Origin of the sequence: Microbacterium testaceum, assembly GCF_029761935.1 — a bacterium.
Classification (GTDB): Bacteria; Actinomycetota; Actinomycetes; order Actinomycetales; family Microbacteriaceae; genus Microbacterium; species Microbacterium testaceum_A.
Window position 1 is genome coordinate 1550581 of record NZ_CP121699.1, and the last position, 16708, is coordinate 1567288.

The 16708-nt window shown below is 70.0% G+C and carries 17 protein-coding genes; 6 read left to right on the forward strand and 11 right to left on the reverse strand.

The window, feature by feature from the left end; translation table 11 throughout:
* Positions 1-207 precede the first annotated feature (207 nt).
* Positions 208-1710 (reverse strand): IMP dehydrogenase, encoded by a 1503-nt coding sequence (gene guaB / locus QBE02_RS07540; protein WP_056226477.1) that lies wholly within the window; start codon positions 1708-1710, stop codon positions 208-210.
* Between the two features lie 346 nt (positions 1711-2056).
* Between guaB and QBE02_RS07545 the strand changes: the two genes are divergently transcribed.
* From QBE02_RS07545 to QBE02_RS07560, 4 genes are read left to right on the forward strand one after another with little or no spacing between them, the layout of a single operon-like run.
* The gene (locus QBE02_RS07545) at positions 2057-3346 is read left to right on the forward strand and encodes an ABC transporter permease subunit (protein WP_279367758.1); all 1290 of its coding nucleotides are present in this window, start codon (positions 2057-2059) and stop codon (positions 3344-3346) included.
* A gap of 7 nt (positions 3347-3353) precedes the next feature.
* Positions 3354-4337: a branched-chain amino acid ABC transporter permease gene (locus QBE02_RS07550; RefSeq protein ID WP_056226471.1), complete on the forward strand. Its 984-nt coding sequence runs from the start codon at positions 3354-3356 to the stop codon at positions 4335-4337.
* Between the two features lie 13 nt (positions 4338-4350).
* Complete coding sequence (locus QBE02_RS07555; protein ID WP_143017967.1) at positions 4351-5325, forward strand: ABC transporter ATP-binding protein; 975 nt, start codon at positions 4351-4353, stop codon at positions 5323-5325.
* Positions 5322-6044, forward strand: a complete 723-nt coding sequence (locus tag QBE02_RS07560; protein WP_141375095.1) for an ABC transporter ATP-binding protein — start codon at positions 5322-5324, stop codon at positions 6042-6044. Before QBE02_RS07555 ends, QBE02_RS07560 begins: the two co-directional genes overlap by 4 nt.
* Positions 6045-6588: 544 nt before the next feature.
* Here the strand turns inward: QBE02_RS07560 and QBE02_RS07565 are convergent.
* The 3 genes from QBE02_RS07565 to groES all read right to left on the reverse strand — a co-directional run bounded on the left by QBE02_RS07565 (position 6589) and on the right by groES (position 9482).
* Positions 6589-7938, reverse strand: coding sequence for an ABC transporter substrate-binding protein (locus QBE02_RS07565; protein WP_144782696.1), 1350 nt, complete (start codon positions 7936-7938; stop codon positions 6589-6591).
* A 167-nt stretch (positions 7939-8105) separates the two neighbouring features.
* The gene (gene rarD, locus QBE02_RS07570; protein ID WP_268103306.1) at positions 8106-9047 is read right to left on the reverse strand and encodes an EamA family transporter RarD; all 942 of its coding nucleotides are present in this window, start codon (positions 9045-9047) and stop codon (positions 8106-8108) included.
* A gap of 138 nt (positions 9048-9185) precedes the next feature.
* Positions 9186-9482, reverse strand: coding sequence for a co-chaperone GroES (groES, locus tag QBE02_RS07575; RefSeq protein ID WP_013583903.1), 297 nt, complete (start codon positions 9480-9482; stop codon positions 9186-9188).
* A gap of 132 nt (positions 9483-9614) precedes the next feature.
* On the opposite strand from groES, the gene QBE02_RS07580 reads away from it, so the two are divergent.
* Entirely contained in the window at positions 9615-10802 is a 1188-nt protein-coding gene (locus QBE02_RS07580; RefSeq protein ID WP_279367759.1) for a THUMP-like domain-containing protein, read from the forward strand.
* 9 nt (positions 10803-10811) lie between these two features.
* Here QBE02_RS07580 and QBE02_RS07585 read toward each other — a convergent pair whose 3' ends face one another.
* Genes QBE02_RS07585 through tsaB form a run of 4 tightly spaced genes read right to left on the reverse strand, consistent with a single transcriptional unit; the run spans position 10812 to position 13571 of the window.
* Positions 10812-11276 carry a hypothetical protein gene (locus QBE02_RS07585; protein WP_268103304.1) on the reverse strand — a complete coding sequence of 155 codons (465 nt, stop codon included), beginning with the start codon at positions 11274-11276 and terminating at the stop codon, positions 10812-10814.
* A complete protein-coding gene (gene tsaD, locus QBE02_RS07590; protein ID WP_279367760.1) occupies positions 11273-12373 on the reverse strand; it encodes a tRNA (adenosine(37)-N6)-threonylcarbamoyltransferase complex transferase subunit TsaD in 1101 nt (366 codons plus the stop codon). The genes QBE02_RS07585 and tsaD overlap by 4 nt, the downstream gene beginning before the upstream one ends.
* A complete protein-coding gene (gene rimI, locus QBE02_RS07595) occupies positions 12373-12939 on the reverse strand; it encodes a ribosomal protein S18-alanine N-acetyltransferase (RefSeq protein ID WP_279367761.1) in 567 nt (188 codons plus the stop codon). Before rimI ends, tsaD begins: the two co-directional genes overlap by 1 nt.
* Positions 12939-13571 (reverse strand): tRNA (adenosine(37)-N6)-threonylcarbamoyltransferase complex dimerization subunit type 1 TsaB, encoded by a 633-nt coding sequence (gene tsaB / locus QBE02_RS07600; RefSeq protein ID WP_279367762.1) that lies wholly within the window; start codon positions 13569-13571, stop codon positions 12939-12941. The genes rimI and tsaB overlap by 1 nt, the downstream gene beginning before the upstream one ends.
* Positions 13572-13635: 64 nt before the next feature.
* Here tsaB and QBE02_RS07605 point away from each other — a divergent pair, with 64 nt between their 5' ends.
* Positions 13636-14604, forward strand: coding sequence for an alpha/beta fold hydrolase (locus QBE02_RS07605; protein WP_279367763.1), 969 nt, complete (start codon positions 13636-13638; stop codon positions 14602-14604).
* Here QBE02_RS07605 and tsaE read toward each other — a convergent pair.
* Genes tsaE through QBE02_RS07620 form a run of 3 tightly spaced genes read right to left on the reverse strand, consistent with a single transcriptional unit; the run spans position 14582 to position 16607 of the window.
* Positions 14582-15085, reverse strand: coding sequence for a tRNA (adenosine(37)-N6)-threonylcarbamoyltransferase complex ATPase subunit type 1 TsaE (tsaE, locus tag QBE02_RS07610; protein WP_431844586.1), 504 nt, complete (start codon positions 15083-15085; stop codon positions 14582-14584). The genes QBE02_RS07605 and tsaE overlap by 23 nt on opposite strands.
* Positions 15082-16203, reverse strand: coding sequence for an alanine racemase (gene alr / locus QBE02_RS07615; protein WP_279367764.1), 1122 nt, complete (start codon positions 16201-16203; stop codon positions 15082-15084). Before alr ends, tsaE begins: the two co-directional genes overlap by 4 nt.
* On the reverse strand, positions 16200-16607 hold the full coding sequence (locus QBE02_RS07620; protein ID WP_279367765.1) for a holo-ACP synthase: 408 nt from the start codon (positions 16605-16607) through the stop codon (positions 16200-16202). The genes alr and QBE02_RS07620 overlap by 4 nt, the downstream gene beginning before the upstream one ends.
* Positions 16608-16708 lie beyond the last annotated feature (101 nt).

Consider the following 16708-nt stretch of genomic DNA (forward strand, 5'->3'; position numbering starts at 1 on the left):
CGGGTCGGCCGCTCGTGGCGGCGGAGGCGACGTCGGATGCCCACGGCAGTCCCACGTCGGCCCGCGGCTGGCGAGCCGACCAGCTTATCGGCATCCGGATGCCGTGTCCCCAGCGACCACCCGCGCTTCGGGCGCTACCGCCGAGGAGCCGCGGCGAAACGACGACGGGCCGGGCAGTCGCCTGCCCGGCCCGTTCGTGCAGAACGCCTACTTCTTGTAGTTCGGCGCCTCGACGACGATCTGCACGTCGTGCGGGTGCGACTCCTTGAGTCCCGCCGAGGTGATGCGGACGAACTTGCCCTTGGTCTTGAGCTCCTCGACCGTGCGAGCGCCGACGTAGAACATCGACTGACGCAGCCCGCCGATGAGCTGGTAGGCCACGGCCGCCACGGGGCCGCGGTAGGGCACCTGGCCCTCGATGCCCTCGGGGATCAGCTTGTCGTCACTGGGGACGTCCGCCTGGAAGTAGCGGTCCTTCGAGTACGAGGTCTTCTTGCCGCGCGTCTGCAGAGCGCCGAGCGAGCCCATCCCGCGGTACTGCTTGAACTGCTTGCCGCCCTGGAAGACGATCTCACCCGGCGACTCGTCGGTTCCGGCGAGGAGCGAGCCGAGCATGACGGTGTCGGCGCCCGCCACGAGGGCCTTGGCGATGTCGCCCGAGTACTGCAGGCCGCCGTCGGCGATCACGGGCACGCCGGCGGGGATCGCCGCCTTCGCCGCTTCGTAGATCGCGGTGACCTGCGGCACACCGACGCCGGCGACGACGCGGGTGGTGCAGATGGAGCCCGGTCCGACGCCGACCTTCACGGCATCCACCCCCGCATCGATGAGCGCCTGGGCGCCCTCACGCGTCGCGACGTTGCCGCCGATGACGTCGACGTGGTCGAAGGTGGGGTCGGCCTTCAGGCGACGAACGATGTCGATCACGCCGGCCGACTGGCCGTTCGCGGTGTCGACCACGAGCACGTCGACGCCCGCGTCGCGCAGGGCCTCGGCACGCTGCCACGCGTCACCGAAGAAGCCGATCGCCGCGCCCACGCGCAGGCGCCCCTGCTCGTCCTTGGTGGCGAGCGGGTACTTCTCGCTCTTGTCGAAGTCCTTGATGGTGATGAGGCCGGCGAGCTTGCCGTCGTCGTCGACGAGCGGCAGCTTCTCGACGCGGTGCTTGGCGAAGGTCGCGATGACGTCGTTGGCGTGGATGCCGACGTGCCCGGTGATCAGACCGTCCTTGGTCATGACGTCCTTGACCTTGGTGGTCTGACGCTCGAAGCCCGAGACGAAGCGCATGTCGCGGTTGGTGATGATGCCGACGAGGACCCCGTCGGGGTCGACCACCGGCAGACCCGAGATGCGGTACTGCGCGCACATCGCGTCGACCTCGGCCACCGTGGCATCCGGGTTCGTGGTGATGGGGTTCGAGACCATGCCCGACTCGCTGCGCTTGACCTGGTCGACGATGCCGGCCTGATCCTCGATCGAGAGATTGCGGTGCACGATGCCGATACCGCCCTGGCGCGCGATCGCGATCGCCATGCGCGCTTCGGTGACGGTGTCCATCGCGCTCGAGAGCAGGGGCGTCGCCACCGTGATGCGGCGGCTCAGACGCGACGACGTGTCGGCCTCGCTCGGGATGACGTCGGTGTGGCCGGGAAGCAGCAACACGTCGTCGTAAGTCAGTCCGATGAATCCGAACGGGTCGTGCTGCTCCATGAATCCTCCTGCGCGCGCGGCGCCTGCTCGAAAAGGGACGTCGTCGGCTGGGGCGCGTGCGAGGCGCTCCGCCTGAAAGTGTAAGCGCCGGAGGGGCGTCTTTTCTTCCCCGCCCGCGCGGTATACCCCACCCTGCGCTCTTCCCTCTACCCCCGTTGCGCATTCTCGACGGCGTCGGGAATGCGCAACGCACAGCGAATCCATCGCATCCAGGTATCGTTCTCGCATCGACTGCTGCGATGGAAACAACGCGGCAATATTCCCGGACTACGGTGTCCGGGCGGCGACGGTCCACGTCGTCGAACGACCAGGAGGTTTCGTGACCACTCGGCAAGCATCCCCACGGATGCCTCGCCGTCGACGCTCGATCCTGACGCTGTTGTCAGGACTCTTCGCTGCCGCCCTGGTGCTCGGGTTCGCCCCGGCATCGACGGCAGCCGTCAACGATGAGGATCTTCCCTATTCGATCACGGTGAACGTGCGCTCCGAAGGTGAGCCCGTCGCTCAAGCGAAGGTGACCGCCACAGACGGTTCCTTCACCGGCGAGGCCACAACGGACGAGCGCGGTCGCGCGACGATCAAGGTCCCCACGAAAGAGGGGGCGTGGACGGTCGACCTCGACCGCAACTCGCTTCCCTCGGGAGTCAGCGTCCCCGACGGGCAGGAGTTCGAGCGGCAGGTGCAGTTCGGCAGCTCCAGCACCGTCTCGAGCAACTTCACCCTCGGCGCCGCAGAGCGTCAGACGGTCGGCTTCATGGACCAGCTGCTCTCTCGCACGGTGAACGGCCTGAACTTCGGTCTCATGCTCGCCCTCGCCGCCATCGGCCTCTCCCTCGTGTTCGGCACGACGGGCCTGTCGAACTTCGCGCACGGCGAGATGGTGACCTTCGGCGCCATCGCCGCCCTCTTCTTGAGCGCCGGCACCGGGTGGTCGATCTGGATCGCCATCCCGCTCGCGGTGATCCTCTCGGGGGTCTTCGGACTCGCGATGGATGCCGGGATCTGGCGGCCCCTCCGGCGCAAGGGCCTCGGCATCGTCCAGCTCATGATCGTCTCGATCGGTCTCTCGCTCGCGCTGCGCTACATCTTCCAGATCTTCATCGGTGGTGGCACGCAGCAGCTCCCGGGGGCGTCGAGCGACATCATCCCGGGCCTCGGGTCGATCCGCATCAGCGTCACCGACCTGACCAGCATGGGCATCTCGATCGTCGTCATCGCGGCGTTCGCGTGGTTCCTCACCCGCACGCGACTGGGGCGCGCCACGCGCGCGGTGTCGGACAACCCGTCGCTGGCCGCTGCGAGCGGCATCGACGTCGACAACGTCGTGCGCATGGTCTGGATCCTGTCGTCGGCTCTGGCCGGTCTCGCGGGCGTGCTGTGGGCCTACTTCCGCCCCGGCATCCGCTGGGACATGGGTTCCGGCATCCTGCTTCTCATGTTCGCCGCCGTCGTGCTCGGCGGACTCGGTACCGCGTTCGGAGCCCTCATCGGCTCGATCGTGGTCGGCCTCCTCGTCGAGGTGTCCACCCTGTGGATCCCCTCCGACATGAAGTATGTGGGCGCCCTCGTCGTGCTCATCGTCATCCTCCTCTTCCGGCCGCAGGGCATCCTCGGCCGCCGAGAGCGAATCGGGTAGGTAAACCATGGACTTCCTGCAGATCCTCTCGAACACGGCCTCGCAGATCCTCGCGCCGGCCACGTTCGGTTACGCCCTCGCCGCCATCGGCCTGTCGATGCACTTCGGCTTCGCCGGCCTCCTCAACATGGGCGTCGCCGGCTTCATGGCCATCGGCGCGTACGGCTTCGCGATCTCGATCCTGACGTTCGGTCTCGCGTGGCCGATCGCGGCCCTGATCGGTTTCGCCGCCGCCGTCGTGTTCGCGCTCATCATGGGCATCCCGACGCTGCGACTGCGAGGCGACTACCTCGCCATCGTCACCATCGCGGCCGCCGAGATCCTCCGTCTGGTGTTCCTGACCTCGACCTTCCGTGGCGTCACGGGCTCGGCCGACGGTCTGTTCAACTTCCAGTCCGGCTGGCGCGGCGAGAACAACCCGCTCCCCGCGGGCGACTACGGCTTCGGCCCGTGGACCTACAACGCCAACCGGTGGTACGTCATCATCCTCGGCCTGCTCGCCGTCGTGGTCGCCGTGCTCCTGGTCTGGATGCTCATGCGCAGCCCCTGGGGTCGTGTCATCCGCGGCATCCGAGAAGACGAGGACGCCGTGCGCGCGCTCGGCAAGAACGTCTTCGCCTTCAAGATGCAGGCGCTCGTCATCGGCGGCGTGATCATCGCGGCGGGCGGCATCATCACCGCGATGGACACGAACGTGAACCCGAACGTGTACGTCACGTCGCAGACGTTCTTCGTCTACACGGCGTTGCTCCTCGGTGGGGCCGCGACGATCTTCGGCCCGGTGCTCGGCGCGGTGCTGTTCTGGGTCGTGCGCGCGTTCCTGTCGAACCTGCTGCCGGCGCTGTCCTCGATCGGACTGTTGCCCTTCCTCACCGCCGACCAGTCCCAGATGCTCGTCTTCGTCATCGTCGGCGTCGCGCTCATGCTGCTCGTGATCTTCCGCCCCCAGGGAATCCTGGGCAGCAAGAAGGAGATGACCTTTGTCCGATGAGTCCACGCCGGTCGTGCCCAGCGCTCCCGCGCAACGGGTGAAGGCGACCGGACTGCACAAGGGCGAGATCGCCCCCGGCGTCGCCAAAGTCGATCCGATCATCGTCGCCGACAACGTCCGTCGCGACTTCGGCGGCAACACCGCCGTCGACGTGAAGCACCTCGAGATCCCGCGCAACGCCATCACGGCGCTGATCGGGCCCAACGGTGCGGGCAAGACGACGCTGTTCAACCTGCTCACCGGCTTCGACAAGCCCAACAGCGGCCAGTGGTCGTTCGACGGTCGCAACCTCGCCGGCATCCCCGCGTTCAAGGCGGCCCGGATGGGCCAGGTCCGTACGTTCCAGCTCACCAAAGCGCTGGGCCTTCTGACCGTGCTCGAGAACATGAAGCTGGGCGCCACGAAGCAGAAGGGCGAGAGCCTGCTCTCGAGCATCCTCCCCTTCGTCTGGCGCAAGCAGGAGACCGCCAACGACGAGAAGGCGCGCGATCTGCTGAAGCGGTTCAAGCTCGACTCCAAGGAGACGGACTTCGCCGCGTCGCTCTCGGGCGGTCAGCGCAAGCTTCTCGAGATGGCGCGAGCGCTCATGAGTGACCCGACGCTGGTTATGCTCGACGAGCCGATGGCCGGGGTCAACCCGGCGCTGACGCAGTCGCTGCTCGACCACATCCTCGACCTGAAGGATCTCGGGATGACCGTGCTCTTCGTCGAGCACGACATGCACATGGTCCGCCACATCGCCGACTGGGTCGTGGTGATGGCCGAGGGCAAGATCGTCGCCGAGGGACCGCCCGACACCGTCATGAAGGACCAGGCCGTGATCGACGCCTACCTCGGAGCCCATCAGGACGTCGACCTCGGCGTCGTCACGGGTCGCCACGAGGGGACGGTCGACTCCGCCGCCGCCGCCGAGCTGCTCGAGACCGCTCAGCAGGTCGACGCCGCGATCGACAACGAGTCGTCGCACGAGAAGGAGGACGGTCGATGACCGCCAACGTTGTCGAGCTCCGCGACGTTCACGCCGGCTACCTGCCGGGCGTGAACATCCTCAACGGCGCCAACCTCACCGCCGCTCCCGGCGAGCTGATCGGCATCATCGGCCCCAACGGCGCCGGCAAGTCGACGATGCTCAAGGCCATCTTCGGTCAGGTGAAGGTGCGCTCGGGCTCGGTCCTGCTGCAGGGCGAGGAGATCACGGGCCTGCGGGCGAACAAGCTCGTCGCGAAGGGCGTCGGGTTCGTCCCCCAGACGAACAACGTCTTCCCGAGCCTCACGATCGCCGAGAACCTGCAGATGGGTCTCTACCAGCGACCGAAGGGGTTCACCGAGCGCGTCGACTTCGTCACGAGCATCTTCCCCGACCTCGCCAAGCGCCTCAAGCAGCGGGCGGGATCGCTGTCGGGCGGTGAGCGCCAGATGGTCGCCATGGGCCGCGCGCTCATGATGGACCCGAAGGTGCTGCTGCTCGACGAGCCGTCGGCCGGTCTCTCTCCCGTCCGTCAGGACGAGGCGTTCATCCGCGTCTCCGAGATCAACAAGGCCGGCGTGACCTGCATCATGGTGGAGCAGAACGCCCGCCGCTGCCTGCAGATCTGCGACCGCGGCTACGTGCTCGACCAGGGCCGTGACGCCTACACGGGCACGGGCCGCGAGCTCATGGACGACCCGGCCGTGATCGGCCTGTACCTGGGCACGCTCGGCACCTGAGCCGCGCTCCCGCCGGAAGGCCCGAGTCCCCCCGGGGGCTCGGGCCTTCTTCGTTCCGTGAGGCGGCGCTCCCCCGCCCCTGCCGACGAGCAGCGCACCCGTGCACCCGGTGCGGCCGCGGGCTCCGCCATCCGCCTCTATCGACGAGCCGACTCGCGCATCCGCCCGTCGCGCCGTGAACCTGGCCGCCCGCCCCTGCCGACGAGCAGCGCGCTCATGCGCCCGTCGCGGCCACGGGCCACGGCATCCATCCCCGGTCCGTCCGACTCGAACACCGGGGACGAGCCCGCGGAATCCGCATCGCGCCGTCCGCGTCCTGCGACCCCCGTCGGTGACCGATCCAGGATGCCGCGACGCCCCGCCGACGGGCGCGTCCCTCGTCCGCGGGTCCTTCCCGGATGCCGCGACGTCCCGCCCCCGCTCCGCCCCGCGCCCACAGGTCCACTCCAGGCGCCACCGACGGCCTCGAACCGCCCTCGGCGCCGCTGCGCGCACGACAAGAGGCCCCGGGACCGAAGTCCCGGGGCCTCTCAGAGGGAACCGATCAACCGGCGCGGAGCCAGCTGTAGTTGTTGTCGTCGCCGTACTCGAAGACACCGATGGTGGCCTGCGTCGGGTCGCCCACGTCGTTGAACGTGATGGGGCCCGAGACGCCGTCGTAGTCGGCTTCGCCGCCGCCGACGATGATGTCAGCGCACTGGGCGTAGCTGGTGCACTTCGTGCCGCCGCCCTTGCCGCCCGAGACCGCCTGCATGTTCGCGGCCACGTCGGGACCGGCAGCCGAGCCCGCCTTCAGCGCCGCGAGGGCGAGGAGGACGACCGAGTCGTACGACTCGGGGGCGTAGGTGTAGTCCTCGAGCTTGGCGTTGCCCTTGCCCGTCCAGAACGAATCCAGCGTGCTGCGGAAGGTCGCCGTCGAGTCGGGGTCGACGCTGGGGTACGTGCCCTTGGCGCCGGTGAGGGTGCCGTTGGGGAACTGCGTGCCGAAGTTCTTCAGGTTGCCGTCGACGAAGAACAGCTTGTCCTTCGCGAAGCTGGCCGTCAGGTCGGGGATGATCGTCGAGACCTCGTCGAACGTGATCAGGGCGATCGCGTCGGGCTTCTGGGCCAGGACGTCCTCGATCTGCGCCGAGAAGTTCGTGTCACCGGTGTTGTAGAGGCTGGTGGCGACGACGGATCCGCCCGCCCCCTCGAACGCCTTCTTGGTGAAGCACGCGAGGCCGGTGCCGTACGAGTCGTTCAGCACGATCATGCCGAGGGTCTCGTTGCCCTCGGAGGCGATCAGGTTGCCGAGGACCTCACCCTGGAGCACGTCCGAGGGAGCAGTCCGCCAGTACAGGCCCTTGTCGTTGTAGCCCGTGAAGGCCGCCGAGGTGTTCGCCGGCGAGATCTGCACGGCATTGGCCGCGATGACCTGGTCGATGAACTGCAGCGAGGTGCCCGACGACGCCGCACCCACGATGGCCGTGGCACCGGCGCCCAGCAGGCGCGGGATCTCGGTCTCGTAGGCCTTGTTGTCGGTGTCACCCGAGTCGCCCTGGATGAGGTTGATGTTGACGCCCTTGTTGGCGGCGTTGATGTCGGATGCCGCGAGCTCGGTGCCCGCGATCTCGGGCGGGCCGAGGAAGGCGAGGTTACCGGTGACGGGCAGGGCCGTACCGATGTTGTACGTGAGGTCCTTGGCGGGGCCGGTCGAGGTCGACGAGTACTCGGGCGTGTACGAGGCGGGTTCGGCGGCGTTGCAGTCGATCGGGAAGTCGCCCCCACCGGCGGCGTTGCCGGAGTCGGACGGAGTGCTGGTGCCGGTACAACCGGCGAGGACGAGCGCGGTGACGCCGACCACGGCGAAGCCGCCGATGATCTTCGCCGCACGCGAACGGGAGAGGACACTCATATGGGTGCTCCTTGGTGAGATGGAACCGCGCGGATAACCCGCTCGGATTGTGACAAACCTAATGGCGCACTTGTAGCCGTGATGTTGCAATGTGTTAACGGTCGATTACGCGACCTAATCGTTACTTTCGCGCGGCAATTCCGGGCCGAGAAACGAAGGAAAAGGCGTCACACGGGCTCGACGACATCGACCGGAGCCCGTCGATGACGACGCGAGGCGACGACGGAGTCGACGCTGAGGATCGCGAGAGCCGCCCAGACGAGGGCGAAACCGGTCCAGCGCTCGACGGTCATGGGCTCGTGCAGCACCCACACCCCGATCGCGAACTGGATGATCGGGGCGACGAACTGCAGCAGGCCGATGACGGTGAGCGGCACGCGCCGAGCTCCCGAGGCGAACAGCAGCAGGGGGACGGCCGTGACGGCCCCCGCCGAGAGGAGGAGAACCGTGTGCAGCGTTCCCGCCGTGCCCAGGGTGATCCCCGTGAGATTCGCGACGAACACCAATTGGATGGCGGCGACCGGCAGGAGCCAGAGTGATTCGAGAGTGAGTCCGCTGACGGCATCCACCGCCGGCCCGATCTGCTTCTTCACGAGACCGTAGAAGCCGAACGAGAAGGCGAGGGTCAGCGCGATCCAGGGGAACGCGCCGTAGCCGATGACGATCACCGCGACCGCGACGACGGCGAGACCGATGGCGATCCACGGCACGAGGCGCAGCCGCTCGCGCAGCACGATGACTCCGAGCAGCACGGTCACGATCGGGTTGATGAAGTAACCCAGGCTCGTCTCGATGACCCGATCGGTCAGCGCGCCGAACAGATAGGTCTGCCAGTTCACGTAGATGAGCACGCCGGCCACGGCGGTGAGCCCCATCAGACGCGGCTGGCGCACGATCGCGAGGAACGGCCGCCACATGCGCAGCACCGTCAACAGCAGGAGGCAGAAGACGAACGCGAGGATGATCCGCCAGGCCACGACCTCGAACGGGCCGGTGGGCTTGAGCTGCAGGAAGTAGATCGGCAGGACGCCCCACAACAGGTAGGCGCCGAGGGCGTACAGCGCACCGCGGGTGCTCCCGCCGGTCGGAGCGGAGGGAGCGGAGGTCACCGATCCAGCCTAGGGCTCCGCTCGCGCGTCGGGCCGCCGACCATCGCGCCTTTCCTGCCAGAGGGAGCCGATGAGCGCCGGGGACGACGAAGGCCCCGGATGCCGTGGCATCCGGGGCCTTCGAACGATCTCACTCGATCAGCGGACGACGACCGCCAGGACGTCGCGAGCCGAGAGCACGAGGTACTCCTCGGCGCCGAACTTGACCTCGGTGCCGCCGTACTTGCTGTAGAGCACGCGGTCGCCGACGGCGACGTCGAGGGGGACACGGTTGCCGTTGTCGTCGATGCGGCCGGGGCCGACGGCGACGACTTCGCCCTCCTGCGGCTTCTCCTTGGCGGTGTCGGGGATGACGAGACCACTCGCAGTGGTCTGCTCAGCCTCGACCTGCTTGATGACGATGCGGTCCTCGAGCGGCTTGATGGAAACCGACACGGTCTACCTCTTCTTTCTCGTTACAGAAGACTTGTCAGCACTCACGCGGGGAGAGTGCTAATTCGAGTGTAGAGAAGCGCTGGCACTCACGCAACGCGAGTGCCAGCAACGACCCGCGCCTAGGCTGAATCGGTGGATACCACCGAGCTGACCGCCCTGCTCACACCCGAGGGCCTGCGACTCCTCGACGAGGTGGGCGCCCTCGGCTCGACCGACGAGGTCGCCCGAGCCGTCTCGCGCCTGCGAGCCGCCGGGCACTCCCCCGATCTCGTCTCGGCCGTCGTCGGGCAAGCGCGCCTCCGCGTCCGTGCGGCCGCGAAGTTCGGCCCCTTCGCCGAGCGGATGCTCTTCACCAAGGCCGGCCTCGAACAGGCCACGCGCCTGTCCATCGCCGCCCGACACGCGGGTCGCTTCCGCGCCGCGGGGATCGACCGCGTGACCGACCTCGGCTGCGGGATCGGCGGGGACGCCCTCGGGATGGCGGGTCTCGGCATCCGGGTGCACGCCGTCGACGCCGACGAGGTGACCGCCGCGATCGCCGCCTACAACCTCGCCCCCTTCGGCGACGCGGCCACGGTGCAGCACGCGCGGGCCGAGGACGTCGACCTGAGCGGGACGGATGCCGTCTGGCTCGATCCCGCGCGCCGCACCGCGGGGCACGCCGAGACGCGACAGGTGTCGTCCGCCGAGTGGTCGCCGTCTCTCGAGTGGGTCTTCGAGCTGCTGAAGACGAAGCCGGGTGGGGTGAAGCTCGGACCGGGATTCGATCGCACGCAGATCCCCGACGACGTCGAGGCGCAGTGGATCAGCGCCGACGGCTCGACCATCGAACTCGTCCTCTGGGCCGGATCCCTCGCCCGCGCGGGCGTGCGACGGGCCGCGCTCGTGGTGCGGGGCGGAGACGCCTGGGAGCTCACCGCCCCGGCCGACAGCGCCGACGTCGCGGACCGCGAACTCGGCGCGTTCGTCCACGAGCCCGACGGCGCCGTCATCCGCGCACGGCTCATCGGCGAGGTCGGACGAGCCCTGGATGCCGGCATGCTCGCGCCCGGCATCGCGTACCTGACCTCCGACGCGGCGTTGACGAGCCCGTTCGTGTCGTCGTTCCGCGTGCGCGAGCAGCTGCCGGCCGACCCGAAGAAACTCGCTCAGGCCCTCCGCACCCGGGGCATCGGCACGCTGGAGATCAAGAAGCGCGGTGTCGACGTGGATCCGGCGGTGCTCCGCAAGAAGCTCGCGCTCCGCGGGGACGCAGCCGCCACGCTCATCCTCACGCGCGTGGGGTCGAAGCGGCTCGCCCTCCTGGCCGACCGCGTCTGACGACCCGGGTCACCCGACCGAGAGCTGCGAGAAACCCCAGATCAACCATCCGACGCTGAACGCGATCGACACCACCGCGAGAGCGAGAGCCCAGACGGCGCCCCGGCGACTGTCGTGCGCCCGGCGAAGAGAGACGGTCGCGAGGATCGCCCCGACGACACCGATCGGCACCAGCCACCCGGTGAACAGCGCCGCCGCGAGGGCGATGATCGCCACCCCCAGGGCCCAGGGCGCGACGGACGGCGGCTTCGGCGGAACGGGCGGCGCGTACGGGATCAGATGATCGCCGAACGCGGCCATCTCGAGTTGAGCGGTCGGCAGGCGACCGTCGTCATCGTCACCCGCGTCGGGGGTCGTCATCTCGGAACCCGCCGCCCGGACGTCGGCGGGCAGAGGTGGCACGGGAGGCAGCTCGACCGCGGGGGCGACGTCCTCCTTGCGGGCCCGACGCGTGGGCGGTGGCACCTCGGTCACGGGGTGGCTCCCGCGCGCGGCGCCGGGGTCTCGGCATCCGGATCCTCCGCCACCTGGATCTCGGTGACGGGGAGCGTCGAATCGGCCCCGAAGGCGAGGGTCGAGGGGCGACGGCCCGACGAGATGAGCTCCGCAGCGAGCGCCGCGATCATCGCGCCGTTGTCGGTGCACAGCCGCAGCGGCGGGATGCGCACGGCGACCCCGGCGGCCGCCGCACGCTCGAGAGCGACATCGCGCAGGCGCTTGTTGGCGATCACGCCACCGCCGAGCAGCAGACGCGGCACGCCGTGCCGCGCGCACGCGTCGAGGGCCTTCGTCACGAGCACATCGACGACGGCCTCGCGGAACGACGCGGCGACATCGGCGACCGGAACGGGCTCCCCCGCGGCCTCGTGCTGCTCGACCCAGCGCGCCACGGCCGTCTTCAGCCCCGAGAACGAGAAGTCGTAGCGGTGCGATGCCATGTCGGAGGCGCGGGAGAGGCCGCGCGGGAAGCGGATCGCCGTCGGGTCGCCCTCGGCCGCGGCACGATCGATCTCGGGGCCACCGGGGTACGGGAGCTTCAGCAGGCGGGCGACTTTGTCGAACGCCTCGCCGGCCGCGTCGTCCATCGTCTCGCCGAGGAGCTCGACATCGCTCGTCAGGTCGCGCACCAGCAGGAGCGAGGTGTGCCCGCCGCTGACGAGCAGGGCGACGGTCGGGTACTCCAGCTCCCCCGCGTCGGCGTCGAGGATGTCGGCGGCGATGTGCCCGACGAGGTGGTTGACGGCGTACAGCGGCTTGTCGAGGGCGACCGCGAGCCCCTTGGCGGCACCCACGCCGACCATCAGGGCACCCGCCAGGCCCGGCCCGCTCGTCACCGCCACGGCGTCGAGATCGGCCAGGGTCACACCGGCCTCGGCGAGAGCCGCGTCGATCGAGGGCTGCAGAGCCTCGAGGTGGGCGCGCGCGGCGACCTCGGGCACGACCCCGCCGTAGCGGGCGTGCTCGTCCATGCTCGAGGCGATCGTGTTGCTGAGCAGCTGCCTGCCGCGCACGATCCCGATACCGGTCTCGTCGCAACTGGTCTCGATGCCGAGCACGACAGGCGCGTTCATCAGCACCAGCCCTTTCCGGTGGTGGTCGGGGAGGACGGCGCCTCCGCGCCGTCGACGGGCGGAGAGCTCTCGGGCGAGGCGGATGCGGGGGCCGTCGGCTCCGCCCGCCGGGCGACCCAGCCGCGCAGGTTCAACTGCATCACGATCGCGTCGACGTCGTCGGGTTGGTAGTAGCGGGGGCGACGCCCCACCTCGGCGAACCCCTCCGAGAGGTACAGCTTCTGGGCGACGGGATTGTCGGCGCGCACCTCGAGGAACACGTCGTGGACCCCGCGGCGCGCGGCCTCGTCGAGCAGAGCGGTCAGCAGGGCTCGGCCCCGCCCCCGACCCCGCGCGGCCTCGGAGACCGTGATGGTCTGGATGTCGGCATCCCGAGCCCCGCGCACGGCGCGCAGACCCGCGTAGCCGAGGACCCGCCCTGCCTCTTCGGCGACGACGTACCAGCCGTGCGGCGACGCGAGCTCCTCACGCATCATCGCCGGGCTCCACGCGTCGGTCGGGAACGAGGCGTGCTCGAGCGCCATGATCCCGTCGAGGTCGGCGACGGTGGCGGTCCGCGTCGCCATCAGCTCACCCGCTTCGGCGCGTGGGCGGCGACGATGTCGGGGCTGCGCAGGTACAGGGGCTCCGAGTCCGCGAGCGTGCGGCCGGCGTCGAGGGCTCGCGCCGCGGCGAGCGCGATCATCGCGGCCGACACGATCGTGGCGTCGTACCGACGCGCACCGGCCGCATCGAGCCGGGCGTCGAGGTCGTCACGGGGGCTCAGCTGCGCGCCGGAGACCCGAACGGGAAGACCGTCGTCGTCGATGCCCTCGTAGACGCTGTAGGCGAACTCCTTGCGGCGGGCGTCGGTGACGACGGCGAACCGACCGGTGTCGCCGCCCGTCAACGCGTCGGAGAGGAGAACTCCGAGGGCGACACCGTCGTGGCTCGGCACGGGGACGACGGGCACCCCGCGCCCGAGGGCGTAGACGCGGGCCGTGGCGATGCCCACTCGCAGCCCGGTGAACGGCCCGGGGCCCATGCCGATCGCGACGTGCGTGGGGGCGGGCGCTCCGGCGGTCGCGCGGACCAGCAGATCGCCGATCATCTCCGCGTGGCCGAGAGGATTGCCGCTCTGCTCGTCGGCGAGCACTTCCCCGTCGCGGGCGATCGCGGCGACGGCGGTGCCGAGCGAGGTGTCGATGCCGAGAATCACGGTTCCAGGGTATCCGCCCCCTCTCCACGGCATCCGACCGCGCCCTCCGCTCCGAAGAAAGGGCATGGATGCCGACGACCTGGAGCTACGGCGCGTCGTGGTCCCCACCGGGGTGGGGCCGCTGGTGGTGCACGCCGGCCGTCGGTCGGGCAGCCCGGTGGCGACGATCCTGGTGCACGGCGCCGCGGGGTCGTGGCGCACCTGGGGTGACTTGATCACGGCATCCGACGGTCTCCGGCTCCCCCTGTCGGACATCGTCGCGATCGACCTGCCCGGCTGGGGCGAGACGCCTGGGCCCGTGCCGGAGCCGGCCGAGATCGCCGTGGCGGTCGCTGCAGCCGCTCGCGCGCTCGGCTACCCGCGTTGGCGCGTGGTCGGGCATTCCCTCGGCGGCGTGATCGCTCTCGACGTCGCCGCCCGCTTCCCCCGCGAAACCGTCGCGGTCGGGGTCGTCTCACCGAGCGGAGCGGGGGCGCGGGCCATCGCGCGGCACCCTGTCCGCAGCGCCGCCCGGCTGCCCTGGTTGGCGGGCATGGTGCTCGCGATGCGGGTGCTGCGCGGGCTCGGCCCCCTCGCCCGCCCGCTGCTGCGCCTGCTGCGTCGTACCGGCGCGTTGCGTCGTCTCGCGCGACCGCTGTTCCGGCACCCCGAGCGTGTGGATCGGTCGGTGACCGACGACCTCGCCGAGGAGATCCGCCCGTCGGCCTTTCTCGCCGCGGCGCACCTCTCGACCGGCCACGACGACGGCGTCTGGCGTCGGATCACCTGTCCGGTGCGATCGGTGCGGGGCGCGCACGACGTGTTCGTCGCCGAGCGCGACGCTCGGGAATGGGGGCGCCTCATGAACGATTACGACGATCGCGTCCTCGACGACAGCGGGCACTTCGCCCACGTCGAGCAGCCGGTCGAGACGCTCCAGGCCCTGCGCGAGGTGTGGGCGGCCGACCGCGCTCCGGCGCCTCGCGGAGGATCCGGACGTCCCCGCTCGTCCATCGCGCGGCGCTCGAACCTCAGGGGCGACGCGAGATCGTGACCCGGCGCGGGGCGTCGGCGTCGAGTTCGACGGTGTGCACCGCGATCTCGCCGCACGCGTTGTCGACGCCTCGGCCCCCGACCTGACGATCGATCTCGATCTCCCACCACGAATCGGCGAGGTATTCGGCGACACCGCGACCCCACTCGACGATCACCGCCGACCCCGCGACGTCGATGTCGAGGTCGTCGAGCTCGACGGCGGCTCCGAGCCGGTAGGCGTCCACGTGCACCAGCGGCGTCCCGCCGACCAGAGAGGGGTGAGTGCGGGCGATCACGAACGTGGGGCTCTGAACGGGACCCCGGATGCCGAGACCCTCGCCGATTCCGCGGGTCAGGGTCGTCTTGCCGGCACCGAGCGGACCGGTGAGCACGACGACGTCGCCCGGCTCGAGAGCGCGGCCGATGCTCCGTCCGAGCTCCTCCATGTCGCCCGGGCCCTCGACGATCCTCTCGCCCAGCACAATCTCGGGAACGCTCACGCGCGGACCTCCCGTCGGGGCACGCGCGCTCCCACGCGCGTGACGATCTCGTAATCGATGGTTCCGGCGGCATCCGCCCAGTCCCGTGCGGCGGGGACGCCCAGCGTCGGATCGCCGAAGAGCACCACCTCGTCGCCCACCGCGACCGGGTGATCGCCCACGTCGACGACGAACTGATCCATCGCGATCCGCCCCGCCACCTCGAAACGGCGACCGTTGATCGACACCGGCCCGCGCCCCGAGGCCTGCCGGGGCACGCCGTCGGCGTAGCCGAGCGGCACCAGGGCGAGCGTCGTCTCGCGCTCCGTGCGGTGGTCGTAGCCGTACGAGACGCCCGTGCCCGCGGGCACGCGCCGCACCGCCGCGACCGCGCCGCGCAGGGTCATCGCGGGGCGCAGCCCCAGGTCGGCGGACGAGCGGTCGTCGAAGGGCGAGATGCCATACAGGCCGATGCCGATGCGCACGCACCCCAGGCGGGTCTCGGGCAGGGCGATGGCGGCGTTCGTGGCCGCGAGATGACGCAGCGGGGGGTTCAGCCCCACCGAGGCCGCAAGCACCACGCCCTCTTCGAAGCGCGCGAGGGCGGCACGATCGTCGTCGACACTCGTGTTCGACAGGTGCGAGAACAAACCGACGACCCGAAGTCGCCCGATGCGTTCGAGTCGCGCGGCCTCGGAGAACACCGTGCGCCAGTCGGCCGGAGCGATGCCGTTGCGCGACAGCCCCGTCTCGATCTTCAGGTGCACGACGGCGGGACGCTCACCATGGGCGGCGTCGGCCGCGCGGAGGAGCTGATCGATGTCGGAGATCCCCAGCTCGACCTCCTCGCGCACGGCCTCGACGAACGAGGCCCCCGGTGCGTGCAGCCAGGCGAACAGGGGCGCGGTGATGCCCGCGCGACGCAGCGCCAACGCCTCGTCGATGTCGGACACGCCGATGCGCGTCGCTCCCCCGCGCAGAGCAGCAGTCGCGGCGCGGTACGCCCCGTGCCCGTAGCCGGCGGCCTTGACCACCGCGATGATCTCGGACCCCGTCAGCGCGCGCAGGTGACGCACGTTCTCGGTGATCGCGTCGACGTCGATGACGGCTTCGCGCAGCACTCCCGGTTGCATCGTCATGCGCGGTCCTCTCGGAGGGGCGGGATTCGGGATGCCGACGACTCGGCGCCGGCACGCGCCTCGGCGATGACGTACGCCGTCGCCAGGCCCGCGTCGTGCGACATCGACAGGTGCAGGGCGGTGATGCCCCGCGCGGCGACCGTCGCGGCGGTCTCTCCGCTCAGCGAGAAGACGGGGCGTCCGGACGCCTCAGAGGTGACCTCGATGTCGGTCCAGTGCACGCCGTCCGACCCGCCGAGCGCCTTGATCAAGGCCTCTTTCGCGGCGTACCGGGCGGCCAGGGAACGGGGCTTCAGCACGCGCTCCGAGGCCGAGAACAGACGAGGCAGCAGCCGGGGCGTCCGCTCCAGGTGCTCCTCGAACCGCGGCACGTCGACGAGGTCGACGCCGATACCGACGATCATGCGCCCTCCCCTCCTGCCATCCCTCTATTCTGCCGGTGCCCGCCGACACCGAGACGACGAAGGGGCCGGATGCCACGGCATCCGGCCCCTTTTCGACGCGA